Below are 14,627 nucleotides of genomic sequence, written 5' to 3'. Positions count from 1 at the left end.
TTATGCGCGCTCGCTGTCGGCACACGGCGGGCGCGACGTTTTTGTGTCGAGAGAGAAGTGAAATGGACAAGATCCCGATGACCGCCGCAGGCCATACGGCGCTGGAGGCGGAGCTGAAACACCGCGCTTCCACCGAACGGCCGCGCATCATCGCCGCGATCTCCGAAGCGCGTTCGCATGGCGACCTGTCCGAGAACGCCGAGTATCACGCGGCCAAGGAGCAGCAGAGCCTGAACGAGGGACGCATCGCCGAGCTCGAGAGCATGATCGCGCGCGCCGAGATCATCGACGTCTCCAAGCTCACCGGCGACACCATCACGTTCGGGGCGACCGTCACCCTCGTCGACGAAGACACCGACGAGGAGAAGGCCTACCAGATCGTCGGCGAGGCCGAGTCCGACGTGAAGGCCGGCCGCGTCTCGATCGGCTCGCCGATCGCGCGCGCGCTCGTCGGCAAAAAGGTCGGCGACACCGTCGAGGTCGCGACGCCCGGCGGCGGCAAGAGCTACGAGATCCTGAACATCCGCTTCGCGTAAACCGCAAGCGTTCAGCCAAAGCAAAGCGCCCGAAGCCATGGCTCCGGGCGCTTTTTGTTTTCCGCGTCGTCTCATCCGTCATCCCGGGCCTGGCCCGAATGGCGGATGCGGATTAAGCGCGTCTTTCGCTCAGCCCGCCGCGAAGAACACCGACCAGATCACCCACAGCGCCACCGCCGCGCCGACGGTGCTGACGAGCAGCACCACGGGCATTCCGCGCGGCTTGTCGGTGCCCTGCTTGGCTTGAACCTCGTGCTTGGCGGTCGTGGTCTCGCCGGCCGGCGGCCGGCGGCTCGGGGCTTCGCTCTGATGGATGGTGTGGGCGTCGCTCATGGGAAACCTCCCTGCTTTCGCCGGGCGTCGTCGCCCGGACGTCTCAAGGGGGTAACGATCTAAGGCGCGAACCGATCCCTCACGCCTGCGCGTGCGCCGGAAACGTTCAGTGCGAATGCCCGTGCCCGTGGGCGCCGTGCGCATGCGCGTCCGGCGCGTGGGCCTCGTGCGCATGGGCCTCGCCGCTCCCCTGCCCTGTCCGCTTCGCCTCGGCGACCTCGGCGAAGGACTGCCGCAGGATCTGGACCGAGGAAGTCAGGAACAGGCCGGCCATCAGCGCCGCGACGATGAGGTCCGGCCAGGCGGTGCCGCTCGCGAACACGCCGGCGGCCGCGAACATCACCGCGACGTTGCCGATCGCGTCGTTGCGCGAGCAGAGCCACACCGAGCGCACATTGGCGTCGCCGTCCTTGTAGCGGACGAGGATAAGGACGCTCGCGAGATTGGCGGCGAGCGCCAGCAGGCCGACCACTCCCATCACCTCGGCGGTGGGAACGCCCAGCACCAGCGTGTTGTAGGCCGTCATGCCGAGCACCCAGACGGCCATCGCGGCGAGGCTGAGCCCCTTCAGGAGCGCGGCCCTGGCGCGGGTCGCAAGCGAGGCGCCGATGACCGCGAGGCTGATGCCGTAGGTCGTGGCGTCGGCCGCGAAATCGAGCGCGTCGGCCTTGAGCGCCTGCGAGCCCGACAGCGCGCCCGCCGCCATCTCGACGACGAACATGGCGCCGTTGATCGCGATCACGGCCCAGAGGCGACGCTTGTAGTCCGCCGACAGCCCGTCGAACTTGGCGTTATGTCCGCAGCAACCAGCGCTCATGGCGTCTCTCCTTGCAACGGACAAGCAATACCCCAATCGTCCGATGTTACACTAGAACCATGATTTTTCAGATGTTATAAAATTACTTTTGAGCGCCGCCCGCGCAGCTGTTCCGATCGCTGAGAACGCTAAAAAGCCGACGAACCATGACATGGCATGACGACGAGCTGAGAAACGAACTGCGTGATCGCCTCGCCCGCGGCGCCGTGTCGATCGGCCCGGACGGCGAGGTCTTCAAGATGTTGGCCCGGCTTTACCCGCTCGCCGACAGCCGGATCGACTGGCGAAAGCTGGAGCTGCGCGTGCAGGGCGGGAGCGGCGACGAGCCGGACTGGACCAGCCGGTTCGTGTCGTTCTTCCGGGAACAGCGCGACGTTCACGGCCTTTCGGGACGCGTGATCTACGCTGGCGACGGCGTCACCACGCTCGCCGTTCAGGCCGACATGGACGACATGATCGAGATCATGCCGATCGTCCTGAGCTACCCGCAGCACCATTATTTCGTCAGCGAGCGCTACCGCTGGTGCTTTTGCATGAGCTTCGAGAATGCGATCGACTTCGGTCTGCCGGCGGCAGTCGGTTTTTCGTCGTGATCCCGGTCACGTGACGCGTCCGGCCGCGCCTCTCAGTACGACCACTTCTGCGCCTTCTCGAGCAGGAAGTCGCGGAACACGTTCACGCGCGCGACGTTCTTGAGCTCCTCGGGATAGACGAAATAGGCCTCGAGCGCCGGCATCTCCATCGAGGTGAAGATGCGCGTGAGGTTCGAGGTCTCGTCGAGGAGATAATCTGGCAGGACCGCGAGGCCGACGCCGCGCTCGCACGCCTGCTTGATGGCCGCGACCGAATTGATCGTGAGGCTGGCGAGCCGCGGGTTCTTGGGCGCGCGGTTCGCGGTCTTCAGCCAGTTGATCGACTGCAGGAAGAACGGGATGGGCCCGCCGAACTCGATGATGCGGTGCTGGTCGAGCTCGTCGAGACCGCCTGGCTGGCCGTGGGAGTTCAGATATTCGGGCGAGGCGTAGGCGTGATAGTGCACCGTGAACAGCCGGCGCTGGATCAGGTCCGGCTGGGTGGGCGCGCGCAGGCGAATGGCGACGTCGGCCTCGCGCATGCCGAGGTCGAGCTCGTCGTCGGTGAGGATGAGCTGCACCTGGATGTCCGGGTAGCGCTCCATGAACTGGCCGAGACGCGGCGCGAGCCAGGCGCCGCCGAAGCCGACCGTCGTGGTGAGCTTCAGGACCCCGTGCGGCCGCTCGCGGCTGTCGGTGAGGATCGAGCGCGCCTGCTCGAGCTTGGAGAACACGTCCTGCGTGGTGCGGAACAGCAGCTCGCCCTGCTCGGTCAGCATCAGCCCGCGGGCGTGGCGATGGAACAGCGGCGCCTTGAGGTCGTGCTCGAGCGCCGAGACTTGACGGCTCACCGCGGATTGGCTGAGCGCAAGCGTCTCGCCCGCCTTGGTGAAGCTGCCGGCGTCGGCCGCCGCGTGGAAGATCCTCAGCTTGTCCCAGTCCATTCCTGTCCCCGCAAGGGCTCGCACATGTCCCTCAAGCGGAGGGCGTTTACGCCATTCTAGGATCTCGGTCCTTTCAGGCCCCTTTCGCGAGGCTGAAAAAACCGTGACCCGATTGGAAAACCCGCGCCGTCACGCGGCGGTGCGGGCGGCCTCCTCGGCTGCGAGGAAGCGTTCGGCGTCGAGCGCCGCCATGCAGCCCATGCCCGCCGCCGTGACGGCCTGGCGGTAATGCTCGTCGGCGACGTCGCCTGCGGCGAACACGCCCGGCACGTTGGTGAGCGAGGTTCCCGGCGTCACCTTGAGATAGCCCGAGGGCTTCATGTCGAGCTGGCCGCGGAACAGCTCTGTCGCCGGCTGGTGCCCGATCGCGACGAACACGCCGTCGGCGGACCTCACCGTCGGCTGGCCGGTACGCGCGTCGACGAGCTTCACGCCGGTGACCTTCGGCGGCATGCCGGCGTTGCCGAGGATCTCGCTTACGGTCGCGTTCCACACCACCTCGATCTTCGGATTGGCGAAGACGCGGTCCTGAAGGATGCGTTCGCCGCGGAAGCTCTCGCGGCGATGCACGAGCGTCACCTTCGAGGCGAAGTTCGTCAGGAACAGCGCCTCCTCGAGCGCGGTGTTGCCGCCGCCCACGACCACGACCTCCTTGCCGCGGAAGAAGAAGCCGTCGCAGGTCGCGCAGGCCGACACGCCGTAGCCCTTGAAGGTCTCCTCGCTGTCCAGCCCGAGCCATCTGGCTTGGGCCCCGGTCGACACCACCACGGCGTCCGCGGTGATGCGGCCCGAACTCTCGGTCTCGATCACGAAGGGGCGGCGCGAGAAGTCGACCTTGGCGACGTGGTCATGCAGCGTGCGGGTTCCCATGCGCTCGGCCTGGGTCTGCATCTGCTCCATGAGCCACGGCCCCTGGATCGGCTCGGCGAAGCCCGGATAGTTCTCGACCTCGGTCGTGATGGTGAGCTGGCCTCCGGGCTGGAGGCCGGAGATCACGACCGGCTCCAGCATGGCGCGCGCGGCGTAGAGCGCGGCGGTCCAGCCGGCCGGGCCCGAACCGATGATGACGAGGCGGGCGTGGGTGATCTTTTCAGAGCTCATCGGGTCGTCGGTCCGTTCGTTTCACGCTTGAGCGGCGCCGCGCGCCGTTCGTTTCTTGGCCGCAGCGCCTCGCGCGTCGCGGCGAGCGCCGCCACCGCGCGGCCGATCTCGCTTGCGGCGTGGAGCGGCGCGTAGCCATAGGCCTCGAGCCGCCCCGCGAAGGGCCGCACGACGCCATGCGCCGCGAGCCTGTCGAGATGGGCGGCCGCGGCCCGTTTCAGTCCGGTCGGCCGGAAGGCGAAGACCGGCCGGCCGGTCGCCACCGCCTCGTCGACCGCGAGCGCGTCGTCGCCCGCGACGACGACGGCGTCGGCATGGGCGAGAAGCGCGACGCGGGGATCGGGACCGGCGCGGTCCCACAGATAGGCGGCCGCCTCGCGCGCCGCCAGATCGAGCGCCGCCGGAGCCTCCCGCCGGGCCGCCGCGAGCACCGTCGCGCCGTCGGCCGCAAGCCGTGCGAGGCCGGCCGCGAGGCGCCGCGCGTCCTCCTCCTGCCACGCGCGGCCCGACCGCCCGCCGAGCAGCACCGCGACGCGCGCGCGGGCGTCGGAGGGTCCCAGCGCGTCGCCCCCGCGCGCCGCGGCGAGGCGCACGGCGTCGATCCGGTGCGGGCCCGAAACCGTGCGCACCACGTTGAGGCCGCTCAGCCGCGATCCTTCGCCCACCGCGACGATGTCGGCCGCGCGCGCGCCGAGCGCGCTGTCTCCGAGGAAAACGGTGACCACGCGCGATCGCGACGCGCGCTTGACGGCTGCGAGATAGGGAGCGGCCCGCCGCCCGCTCGCGACCACGACGTCCGGCCAGCCGCGGCGCGGCGCGATCGGGCCGGCGGCGCGGTCGGGCGCGTCACGCGGATCGATAGGACCGAAGGGGGCGAGCCAGCGCCAGGGCGCGCGCGGCGCGACATGGCGGCGCTCGACGCGGTCGGCGACGGCCTCCGCGACGCCGAGACAGCGCGTCTCGTCGTCGGCGTCCCCGTCCGTCAAGGCCCATGCCCGAAGCATTCAGGCACAATCGGCCGCGCAGCCTCGCCATGCAAGCCAAGAAGACGGGCCATGCGCGCTACGCACAGCCTTCGCGGAGAGACGGCTCAGGCGGCGTCGCGCCCGCTCCAGCCGCGCCGCGCGGCCCCAAGGCTCTGCGCGAGGCGCTCGTCGAAATCGCCGGCCGCGCCCGCCGGCGCGACGCCGTGCTCGCCGAGCGCCAGCCGGATCTGCCAGCGATCGATGTCGCCGCGGTCGCGCATGGCGTTGGTCAACGCGTGAAGCGTATCGACCAGCGCGTCGAAATCGCAGTCGTTAAGAAACGTCGAAGCGCTCATTCCGCCCAAAGCCCCTCGAACCACTTGCTGATCTAGGGTCTCCGCAGACAAGCGCATCGACAAGAGCGTAGTTGCACGTAGCCGATAAAACTTTTCTGGAGCTGCGCGGCGTTCGCGCAACCAGAACTCTTCGCCGTCAAGAAAACTAGCGCAGAAGATGCGAAACCGCCCCAGATCGGCGCAGTCTTCGCGGTTCGTGGCGGGCTGAGGTCAGCCGCGAGAGGCGTTGAGGGCCTGCAGGAGCTCGACGGTCGGATAGCCGTCGGCCGGCAGGCCGAGCTTCTCCTGCGCCTTGCGGGTCGCGCGGCGCGTGTCGCCGCCGAGCTTGCCGTCGACCTCGTCCTCCGGCAGCCAGCCGTCGCGCACGTAATGGCGCTGGAGCTCCTTGAGCTCGTCGCTTCCGAGCGGACGAACCGGGGCGTTGCCTTCCGAGATCTGCGGCGCGCCGGCGATGCGGGTCGCGAGATAGGCCGCGGTCGTCGAATAGATGAAGGACTGGTTCCAGGTCTTGTAGACGTCGAAGTTCTGGTAGGCGAGGAACGCCGGCCCGTTCTTGCCCATCGGCAGCAGCAGCGCGGCGGGCGCGCCGTCGGGCGCGAGCGCGCCGTTGCGCGGCTTCACGCCCCAGGCTTTCCACTGCGAGACCGGGTGCTTGATGTCGATGTCGGCCTCCTTCCACGGCATGTCGGCGGGCGCGACCACCTCCTGCAGCCAGGGCTCGCCGCGCCGCCAGCCGAGGTCGGCGAGATACTTGCCCGCCGAGTTCAGCGCGTCGGGCAGGCTTTTCATGAGATCGACGCGGCCGTCGCCGTCGGCGTCGACGCCGGAGCGGACATAGTCGACCGGCATCATCTGGGTCTGGCCGAGTTCGCCGGCCCAGGCGCCGCGCATGTCGGCGGGCGCGAGGTCGCCGCGGTCGACGATCTTCATGACGGCGATGAGCTGAGGCCGGAAGAAGGCTGGCCGCCGGCAGTCATGGGCCAGCGTCGCCAGCGCGTTGCGGGTGTCGAACTTGCCGAGATTGCCGCCGAAATCGGTCTCGAGGCCCCAGAACGCCGCGATCACCTCGGCCGGGACCCCATAGGTCTTCTCGACCTGATCGAAGATGTCGCGCTTGGCCTTCACCTGCTTGATGGCGTTGGGCAGCCGCGGGGCGGCGGCCATGCGGCCGGCGAACTGCAGGAAGGTCTGCTGGAACACCGACTGGCCGCGGTCGGCGGCCAGCACTTTCGGCTCGATCCGCACGCCTTCGAGCGCCTGCGCAATCGCCTGGTCCGAAACGCCTGCGGCGCGCGCCTCGCTCTTCACGCCCTCGAGCCAACCGTCGAAGTCCCCGCCGCAGGGCGCGGCCGTCACGTCGGCGGGCGGAGGGGCGGCCATGGCGGAGGCGGCCGGAAGCGCGAACACGAAAGCGAGCGCTGCGCGACGGACGAAAGGCGTCATCCAAGCATCCCGGACAGAAACGAATGCGGCGCCGCGACGGCGACCGCCGTTTCATTCGCGCGAGAATATCGGCGAAGACAAGGCGAAACGTCATTCTGGCGCGGATCGGCGTGAATTGAGGCGCTTCAGCGCCCCCGCTTCATCCGCTCGACCAGCCGCGCCACCGTCTTCTCCGCCCGTCGCAGGCCCGGCCGCCCGCGCGCGCCCTCATGCGCCTTCTTGAGCGCGCCGGACGCGAAGCCCTCGACCACCACCGCGTGGACATAGGACTTGCGAACCACCGCAGGCGTGTTGGCGAGCTTGTCGGAGATTGCGCGCATCACGGTCGCGAGCTGACGGCGCCGGCCGGTCTCGCTCGTCGCGGGGTCGAGCTCCACGAGCTCTTCGGCCGCGCTCGCGCTCGCGCCGAGCTGGCGAAGATCCTTGGCGGTCACCGGCAGGCCGGTGATCTCGCGGATATACGCGTTGACGTCCACCGAGGTGATGCGGCGCACCTTGCCGTCCGGATCCTTGTACTGGAACAGGCGGCGTCCCGGCAGCGAGCCGACGCGCCCCAGCGCCCGAGCGAGCCGCGGCGAACGCATCCGCAGGCGAACGTCCTTGCCGCCCTTGCCGCGAAAGGCGAGCTCGACGGCCTCGCCGCGCACCTTCACGTGGCGCTTGAGCAGCGTCGAGGCGCCGTGCGCCTTGTTGGTGCGGACGTAGGATTCGGAGCCGACGCGGATGTGGGTCTCGTCGATGAGCGCGACGGCGGCCGCAAGCGCCTTGGTCTTCGAAAGCTTCGGGCTCGCCATGTCGCGCTCGAGGGCGCGGCGGAGCTTCGGCAGCGCCTCGATCACCCGGTCGAGCCGCTCGACCTTGCGGGTCTCGCGCACCGCGTCCCAGTCGGGATGGTAGCGGTATTGCGTCCGCCCCGCCTCGTCCTTGCCGACGGCCTGCAGATGGAGCGCAGGATCGGCCGCGATCCGGACGTCCTCATAGGCGGGCGGGATCGCCAGCGACTTGATGCGGGCCACGACCTTGGCGTCGGAAATCCGCTTGCCGTTCCCGTCGATGTAGAAGAAGCCCTTGCCCGACCGGCGACGCGTGATGTCGAGGTCTTCGGCCGAGGCGATCTTCAGCCCGGCCTCGCGCGCGATTTCTTCGACCGAGGCCGCATCGTCGTCCGGCCCCGCCATCAATGCGTCCTCAGCGCGTGGATGATGTCGCCTTTGCTCGCGCGCGAAAGACCGGCGAGGCCGATCTCGCGGGCCTTGGCGTAGAGGTCGTCGCGCCGCCACTCTTCGTAGTCCGGCGATTTGCCGCCCTTGGTCGAGGGCGCGTTCTTGCCCTTGGTTCCGTACTTCGCCTGCGCGTTCGAGATGCGCGCGGCCTTTTCGGGGCTCGCGCCCTGTTCGCGCAGCGCCTCATAGACCTCCGGATTCTTGATCGACGGATTGTCTTTCGGAGATTTTTTGGACGCCTTCGTCGCCGCCATCTTTCGCCTCCCTCGCGAAGTCGACGAGACCTCAACTCGGGCGCGGGAGACTCCGTTCCCGCGCCTTTCGAACGACGCGCGCTAGATTGCGCGACGCCATCCCCTGACCGAGGACGCCGCCATCGCCCCCTCCCCCACGCTCGTCGAAGTCACCCGCGGGCTCGCGGTCGAAAGCCGGCACTGCGGCGCCGTCGCGGTCGTGGACGCCGACGGCGCGACCGTGCTGGCGCTCGGCGACGTCGAGCGGCCCGTGTTTGCGCGCTCGTCCGTCAAGGCGCTCCAGGCGCTGCCCCTCGTCGAGAGCGGGGCGGCGGACCGCTTCGGCTTCGCCGAGCCCGAGCTCGCGCTCGCCTGCGCCTCCCATGCCGGCGAGCCCGAGCATGTGGCGACCGCGGCCGGGGCGCTGGCGCGGCTCGGCCTCGACGACGCGGCGCTCGAATGCGGCGCTCACTGGCCATTGAGCGACACGGCGGCGCGGGCGCTCGCCGCGAGCGGCGTGGGGCCGAGCCCGCTGCACAACAACTGCTCGGGCAAGCATGCGGGCTTTCTGTGCCTCGCCTGCGCCATGGATGTCGCGCCTGCGGGCTATGTCGAGGCCGCCCATCCGGTCCAGCGCGAGGTGACGGCCGCGATCGAGGCGACGACCGGGGCGAGCCTCGCCAGCGCGCCGGTCGGCACGGACGGATGCGGCGTCCCGACCTACGCTATGCCGCTCGTCGCGATCGCCCGGGGCTTTGCGCGCTTCGGATCGGGCCAGGGGCTGACGCCGGCGCGCGCGGCCGCGGCGCGGCGGCTGATGGCGGCCGTGTGGTCGGCGCCCAACCAGGTCTCCGGGACCGGGCGCTTCGACACGCAGGCGATCCAGGCGCTCGGCGACGCGGTGTTCGTCAAGGTCGGGGCCGAGGGCGTCCATGCGGCGGCGCTTCCAGCGCTCGGGCTCGGGATCGCGATCAAGATCGACGACGGCGCGGCCCGCGCCTCGGAGACCGCGATGGCGGCGGTGCTCGCCCGATTGCTCGCGCCGACCGGCGACGCCGGCGACTGGCTCGCGGACCGAGTCCGGCGCCCGCTCCGCAACGTCGCGGGCAAGGAGGTCGGCGAGGTCCGCGCCGCGGACGCGCTGCTGCGATAGCGCCTCGCCGCGGGGCTACGAGCGGCGCGCCGTCTTCCGGGACCAGGCCGCAGCGCGAACGAAAACGGGGGCGCACAAGGCGCCCCCGTCTCATTGATCCCTGAGGATCAGCCGTTCCGCTCGTCTCAGTACTTGGTGACGAGCGGGGCGGCCGGGGTCTCAGGCGTCCACAGCGGGATGATCACGCGGGTCCAGCCACGGGTGTCCTTGCCGCCCATGTTGCGCTGGTAGACGTCGCGCGTCAGGTAGGCCTGGAGGATGACCGGGCCGAAGTTGTAGCCGACGAGCGGGCCGACGGCGAACTGCTTCATCTTGCCGCCGAGCGCGTTGTTCGGACGATCGTACTCGGTCGAGCCGAAGCCGACGGCGCCGATTTCCCACTTGCCGAAGGTCTTCGTGGCGGTCAGGTCGAGGTTGAAGCCGTTAGCGGTCTTGTTGCCGGCGAACTTCGACGTGTCCCAGGTGATGCCCCAGAGCAGGTTCGCGGTCAGGTTCCAGCCGTCGCCGGTGTACGAGATCGCGAAGTCCTGACGCCAGGTGTTGGCGGGGACGCGGATGCCGCGCTCGCCGACGTTGAAGTAGTTGCCCGACAGGTAGCTGAAGCCGAAGCCGCCGCCGAGATCCCAAGCGATACGGGCCGCGAGGATCGGGTTGTAGAAGCCGTAGTTGTCAGCCGCGCCGGGACCGTCGGCGTGGATCGCCGGGGTCGCGCCGATCAGCTGCAGGTTGCCACCGAAGATCGACCACGGGGTCGACCAGGCGATGATCGGAATGGTGACCAGGGACTTGGCGTCCTGACCCGGGAGCTTGCGGACACCCCAGTCGAGGGTGTTCACGAAGTAGACGCCTTCCGGGAGCGGCGCGCCGCTGGCCAGACCGACGGTCTCGCCGGGCTGCGCAGTCGCGCCGGCGAAGGCCGCCGAGGTGGTGGCGGCGAGGGCGAACACGCCCGCGGCCGCGATTTTCAGAAACTTCTTCATGTTGCCTTTTTCCTCCGATCGGCGCCCTGCCGGGAACGCCGCCTCTCCGAGCATTGCTTTGTTTCGTCTTCGCCTTCCGGTGCGGTGTCGTCCGTCCCGAATTCGAACTGTCGGACCACAACCGATAGGCTCAACGTGCGCCCCCGACTCGGCGCCGCCTTCCTCAGAGGACATTTTTTAGGCGGCGTTTGCTACCGGATTCACGTCTTCGCGACGCCGTTCCGCCCCAACTGTCTCTGAAATGTCGCAACTGTGGCAGCCAAGAAACGCCGGGCTTTGAGGGCAGTCGGCGCCCGAGAATTGGGCAAACTATAAGAAATCCAATTGGTTGCAGGACGCCCGCTTCGAGAGCGTCGTGAAACTGTAAATGAGGCCTTAACGAACCGCGTTCTGGGACACCAGGAGCCCCGATCGCCTGTCGCCGCCCGCGAGAGTCAGATCCTGGGTCACAACCTCGCGCCAGCGGTATCCAAGAACCGCCCCGAGACGACAACCAGAGATAGTGTTGCCGACGACCGAGGCCGCGCCGACGCCTTCTACGACCGAAACCCCGATCCCGACGCCGCAGGCGCGCACGACGTTGCCCGACACCGTCACGTCGCGAAGATACGGTCCGAAGCCCGCCAGGATCCCGATCTCCGGGGCGTTCTCGACGACGTTTCCGGTCACCGCGGTGTCGGCCTCGACGCCGATGCCGCCGCCATAGCCTTCGCCCGGCTCGTCGAGGTTCTTGCGGCGGAACAGGTTGCGGACAAGGTTCGCCGAGACGGTCGCGAGCCGGCCGCCCTCGTTGAAGTTGACGACCGAGACGCCGTTCGCGGCCCCGTCCACGAGGTTCGCGGAGATCACCGCGCCCGAGAAGCCGTATTCGGCGTAGATCCCGGTCTCGCCGCTGTCGAGGCAGAGATTGTCGGTGATCACGGCGTCGTCCGCCTCGTGGGCGCGCACCGCGCTGAAGGCCGCGCGGCGGATCGAATTGTTGGCCACCATCACGCCGGCGGCCTTCGACACGTTGACGGCGTTGCCGTTCCAGCCGAGGCCGCCGTCGAGCGCGCCGATGTCCTCGATGCGGTTGCGGGAGACCACGGAGCCGTCCGGCCCCTTGATCGAGCGGCGGATCACCACGCCGTTGTTGCGGCAGTTCCGGACGACGCAGTCCGCGACCGAGAGCCCGCGGCCGTCGAGCGCGAACAGCCCCGCGTGGCGGGCGCCCTCGATGCGGCATTGACGGACGGCCCCGCCGACGCGGTTCAGCACGATGGCGCTGCCGCCCGCCCCCGTCACGGCGACCTCGTCGAGCGTCAGCGTCTGCACGTCGTCGGCCGCCAGCACGCCGATCTCCTGCCCGGCCGGGACATTGGCGCCGTCGAGCGCGACGCCGCGCAGCGAGACCCGCCGCGCGCCCTGCGCCGTCATCAGCGGCCCGGAGCCGACGAGCTCGATCCGGGTGAGCTCCGGCGCGCCGACCAGAACGGTTCCGTCCGGCAGCGTGAGGCCTGCGGCGCGGTAGAGGCCGGGCGCGAGCGCGAGCGGGCGCCCGTCGCGCGCGGCGCGGTCGAGCGCCCGCTGGAGGCCGCGGCTCTGGTCGGCGTCGCCCGGCTTCACGCCCATCGAGGCCGCGTCGAGCGCGCCCGGCAGAGCCTGGGCGTAAGTCGGGGCCGCCGACAGCGCCGCGAGCGCGCCTGCGCCGAGCAGCAGGCGGCGGCGAAGCGCGTCGATCTCGACGGCGACGGAACGGTCCACGCGGCATCCCCCGGGCCCCGGCGACTGCGGGACGGGGCGATCCTATGCGGCCGCCGCGCTTTCGGGAAATCGCAGGCGCTTGAGCGCGGGGGCCTCCGGTCTGCTAAGGGTGCGCCGAACCATGACGCCCCAGCCCCCGCCCCGCCGCCGCGCCGACGTGCTGCTCGTCGAGCTCGGCCTGTTCGAAAGCCGCGCCAAGGCGCAGGCCGCGATCGCCGCGGGCCTCGTGCGCGCAGGCGGCGAGACCGTGCGCCGCGCCTCCGACATGCTCGCCGCCGACGCTGCGATCGAAGCCGAGCCGGCGCACCCTTACGTCTCGCGCGGCGGCGTGAAGCTCAGCGCCGCGCTCGACCTGTTCGGGCTGTCGCCAAAGGGCCTCCATGCGCTCGACGTCGGCTCCTCGACCGGCGGCTTCACCGAGGTTCTGCTTGAACGAGGCGCGGCGCACGTCACGGCCGTCGACGTCGGCCGGGGCCAGCTTCATCCGAAGGTCGCCGCCGATCCGCGCGTGACGAGCCGCGAGGAGACCGACATTCGCGCGCTCGCCGCCGCCGACCTGCCCGAGCCGCCGGGCGTCGTCGTCGTCGACGTCAGCTTCGCGCCGCTCTCCGCGGTGCTGCCGGCGGCGCTCGCGCTCGCAGCGCCGGAGGCGACGCTCGTCGCGCTCGTGAAGCCGCAGTTCGAGGTCGGCCGCAAGGAGATCGGCAAGGGCGGGATCGTGAAGGACGAGGCCGCGCGGCTGCGCGCGCTCGAAGGCGCGGTCGCGCTGGTCGAGAGCCTCGGACTGACGGTTCTCGGCCACGCGCCCTCGCCGATCTCAGGCGGCGACGGCAACGTCGAATATCTTCTCGCAGCAAGACGGAGGGGCCCGCGTGGCTGAGCTCGTGCGGATCGAACGCCTCGGCGCGCGCGGCGACGGCGTCGCCTCGACGGCCGACGGACCGCTGTTCGTCGCCCGCGCGCTCGCCGGCGAACTGGTGTCGGTCGAGCGGAACGGCGAACGCGCCGCCCTTCTCGACGTGGTGGAGCCCTCGCCGGACCGCGTTGCGGCCTACTGTCCCGAAGTCGGCCGCTGCGGCGGCTGCGCCACGCAGGAATTCGCGCAGAGTCCCGCGCTCGCCTGGAAGCGGGATCTCCTCATGGAGGCGTTGTCGCGCGAGGGCGTCGCCTGCGAGGGGCTGGTCGGACCCTGCGTCGACGCCCACGGCGCCGGCCGCCGCCGCGCGACCTTCCACGCACGGCGCGGACCCGACGGGCGGTCCGTGGTCGGTTTCTCGGAGGCGCGCAGCCATTCGGTGATCGCGCTCTCAGACTGCCCGCTGCTCGCGCCCTCCATGGCCCGGGCGCTGCCGGCCGCGCGCGCCGTCGCCGCCGTGCTGCTCGGCAAGGGCAAGCCGCTCGACCTCGCGGTGACCGCGACCGACACCGGGCTCGATCTCGACGTCCGCGGCCTCGGCCCCCTGCCCGAGCCGATGCGGCTGAAGCTCGTCCGGCTCGCCGAAGAGCTCGACCTTTCCCGCCTCTCGATCCATGGCGAGGCGGTGGTGGCGCGGCGCAAGCCGACGCTCGCCGTCGGCCGCGCAAGTCTCGCGCCGCCGCCCGGCGGGTTTCTGCAGGCGACCGAGCTCGGCGAGCGGACCCTCGCGGAACTTGCGCTCGAGGGCGTCGGCAAGGCCAAGCGCGTCGCGGATCTTTTCTGCGGATCGGGCGCCTTCGCGCTGCGTCTCGCCGAGCGCGCCGAAGTCTATGCGGCCGATACGGAAAAGCCCGCGATCGCCGCCCTCGACGCCGCCGCGAGGGGCGCGCAGGGGCTGAAGCGCGTCACCGCCGAGGCCCGCGACCTGTTCCGCCGGCCGCTCACCTCGTCGGAGCTGTCGCGCTTCGACGCCGTCGTGTTCGACCCGCCGCGGGCCGGCGCCGAAGCCCAGGCGCGCCAGCTCGCGGCCTCGAAGGTCCGGACGGTGGTCGCGGTCTCGTGCAACGCCGTGACGCTCGCCCGCGACGCCGCGATCCTGATCGCGGGCGGCTACCGGCTGGAGCGGGCCGTGCCGATCGACCAGTTCCGGCACTCGGCGCATGTCGAGACGGTGGCGACGTTCAGGAGGTGAAGCGCCTCCCATGTCCCGGCCTTGAGCCAGGACCCAGAAGCGGTTCGCGCGCCGGATGAGGCTCCCTGGCGAAGGCCTTTTCTTGAAACGACAACGGTTCTGGGTCCCGGCTCAAGGCCG

General features: G+C 70.2%; 16 protein-coding genes. 5 read left to right on the top strand and 11 right to left on the bottom strand.

Going from position 1 to position 14,627, the window contains the following annotated elements; translation table 11 throughout:
- Window positions 1–62: 62 nt before the first annotated feature.
- Window positions 63–536, top strand: a complete 474-nt coding sequence (greA, locus tag ACFOWB_RS06445) for a transcription elongation factor GreA (RefSeq protein WP_261404090.1) — start codon at window positions 63–65, stop codon at window positions 534–536.
- A 129-nt stretch (window positions 537–665) separates the two neighbouring features.
- Here the strand turns inward: greA and ACFOWB_RS06440 are convergent, their stop codons facing one another.
- Both ACFOWB_RS06440 and ACFOWB_RS06435 read right to left on the bottom strand, forming a co-directional pair.
- On the bottom strand, window positions 666–869 hold the full coding sequence (locus ACFOWB_RS06440) for a hypothetical protein (protein ID WP_378146336.1): 204 nt from the start codon (window positions 867–869) through the stop codon (window positions 666–668).
- Window positions 870–975: 106 nt separating this feature from the next.
- On the bottom strand, window positions 976–1,686 hold the full coding sequence (locus ACFOWB_RS06435) for a cation transporter (RefSeq protein ID WP_261404092.1): 711 nt from the start codon (window positions 1,684–1,686) through the stop codon (window positions 976–978).
- A 146-nt stretch (window positions 1,687–1,832) separates the two neighbouring features.
- On the opposite strand from ACFOWB_RS06435, the gene ACFOWB_RS06430 reads away from it, so the two are divergent.
- Window positions 1,833–2,279: a hypothetical protein gene (locus ACFOWB_RS06430; protein WP_378146333.1), complete on the top strand. Its 447-nt coding sequence runs from the start codon at window positions 1,833–1,835 to the stop codon at window positions 2,277–2,279.
- A 32-nt stretch (window positions 2,280–2,311) separates the two neighbouring features.
- Here the strand turns inward: ACFOWB_RS06430 and ACFOWB_RS06425 are convergent, their stop codons facing one another.
- The 7 genes from ACFOWB_RS06425 to ACFOWB_RS06395 all read right to left on the bottom strand — a co-directional run bounded on the left by ACFOWB_RS06425 (window position 2,312) and on the right by ACFOWB_RS06395 (window position 8,544).
- A complete protein-coding gene (locus ACFOWB_RS06425) occupies window positions 2,312–3,202 on the bottom strand; it encodes a LysR family transcriptional regulator (RefSeq protein ID WP_378146331.1) in 891 nt (296 codons plus the stop codon).
- Between the two features lie 129 nt (window positions 3,203–3,331).
- The gene (gene trxB, locus ACFOWB_RS06420) at window positions 3,332–4,303 is read right to left on the bottom strand and encodes a thioredoxin-disulfide reductase (protein ID WP_378146328.1); all 972 of its coding nucleotides are present in this window, start codon (window positions 4,301–4,303) and stop codon (window positions 3,332–3,334) included.
- Window positions 4,300–5,289 (bottom strand): ELM1/GtrOC1 family putative glycosyltransferase, encoded by a 990-nt coding sequence (locus ACFOWB_RS06415; protein ID WP_378146326.1) that lies wholly within the window; start codon window positions 5,287–5,289, stop codon window positions 4,300–4,302. The genes trxB and ACFOWB_RS06415 overlap by 4 nt, the downstream gene beginning before the upstream one ends.
- Window positions 5,290–5,393: 104 nt before the next feature.
- Window positions 5,394–5,744 carry a hypothetical protein gene (locus ACFOWB_RS06410; RefSeq protein WP_378146324.1) on the bottom strand — a complete coding sequence of 117 codons (351 nt, stop codon included), beginning with the start codon at window positions 5,742–5,744 and terminating at the stop codon, window positions 5,394–5,396.
- A 90-nt stretch (window positions 5,745–5,834) separates the two neighbouring features.
- Entirely contained in the window at window positions 5,835–7,067 is a 1,233-nt protein-coding gene (locus ACFOWB_RS06405; RefSeq protein ID WP_378146322.1) for a lytic murein transglycosylase, read from the bottom strand.
- A gap of 125 nt (window positions 7,068–7,192) precedes the next feature.
- Window positions 7,193–8,245, bottom strand: a complete 1,053-nt coding sequence (locus ACFOWB_RS06400; protein ID WP_261404095.1) for a DNA topoisomerase IB — start codon at window positions 8,243–8,245, stop codon at window positions 7,193–7,195.
- Window positions 8,245–8,544: a DUF7218 family protein gene (locus ACFOWB_RS06395; RefSeq protein WP_261404096.1), complete on the bottom strand. Its 300-nt coding sequence runs from the start codon at window positions 8,542–8,544 to the stop codon at window positions 8,245–8,247. The genes ACFOWB_RS06400 and ACFOWB_RS06395 overlap by 1 nt, the downstream gene beginning before the upstream one ends.
- Window positions 8,545–8,665: 121 nt before the next feature.
- Here ACFOWB_RS06395 and ACFOWB_RS06390 point away from each other — a divergent pair, with 121 nt between their 5' ends.
- On the top strand, window positions 8,666–9,676 hold the full coding sequence (locus tag ACFOWB_RS06390; protein ID WP_378146888.1) for an asparaginase: 1,011 nt from the start codon (window positions 8,666–8,668) through the stop codon (window positions 9,674–9,676).
- 125 nt (window positions 9,677–9,801) lie between these two features.
- On the opposite strand, the gene ACFOWB_RS06385 is transcribed toward ACFOWB_RS06390, so the two are convergent.
- Window positions 9,802–10,656, bottom strand: coding sequence for a transporter (locus ACFOWB_RS06385; RefSeq protein ID WP_378146319.1), 855 nt, complete (start codon window positions 10,654–10,656; stop codon window positions 9,802–9,804).
- Between the two features lie 375 nt (window positions 10,657–11,031).
- A complete protein-coding gene (locus ACFOWB_RS06380; RefSeq protein ID WP_378146315.1) occupies window positions 11,032–12,399 on the bottom strand; it encodes a TIGR03808 family TAT-translocated repetitive protein in 1,368 nt (455 codons plus the stop codon).
- Between the two features lie 121 nt (window positions 12,400–12,520).
- Between ACFOWB_RS06380 and ACFOWB_RS06375 the strand changes: the two genes are divergently transcribed.
- Together ACFOWB_RS06375 and ACFOWB_RS06370 are read left to right on the top strand one after the other, a co-directional pair.
- A complete protein-coding gene (locus ACFOWB_RS06375; protein ID WP_378146313.1) occupies window positions 12,521–13,279 on the top strand; it encodes a TlyA family RNA methyltransferase in 759 nt (252 codons plus the stop codon).
- Complete coding sequence (locus ACFOWB_RS06370) at window positions 13,272–14,507, top strand: class I SAM-dependent RNA methyltransferase (protein ID WP_378146311.1); 1,236 nt, start codon at window positions 13,272–13,274, stop codon at window positions 14,505–14,507. Before ACFOWB_RS06375 ends, ACFOWB_RS06370 begins: the two co-directional genes overlap by 8 nt.
- Window positions 14,508–14,627 lie beyond the last annotated feature (120 nt).

Source organism: Chenggangzhangella methanolivorans (assembly GCF_042648545.1).
Classification (GTDB): domain Bacteria; phylum Pseudomonadota; class Alphaproteobacteria; order Rhizobiales; family Methylopilaceae; genus Methylopila; species Methylopila methanolivorans.
This window is presented reverse-complemented; position numbering and strand designations above follow the sequence as displayed.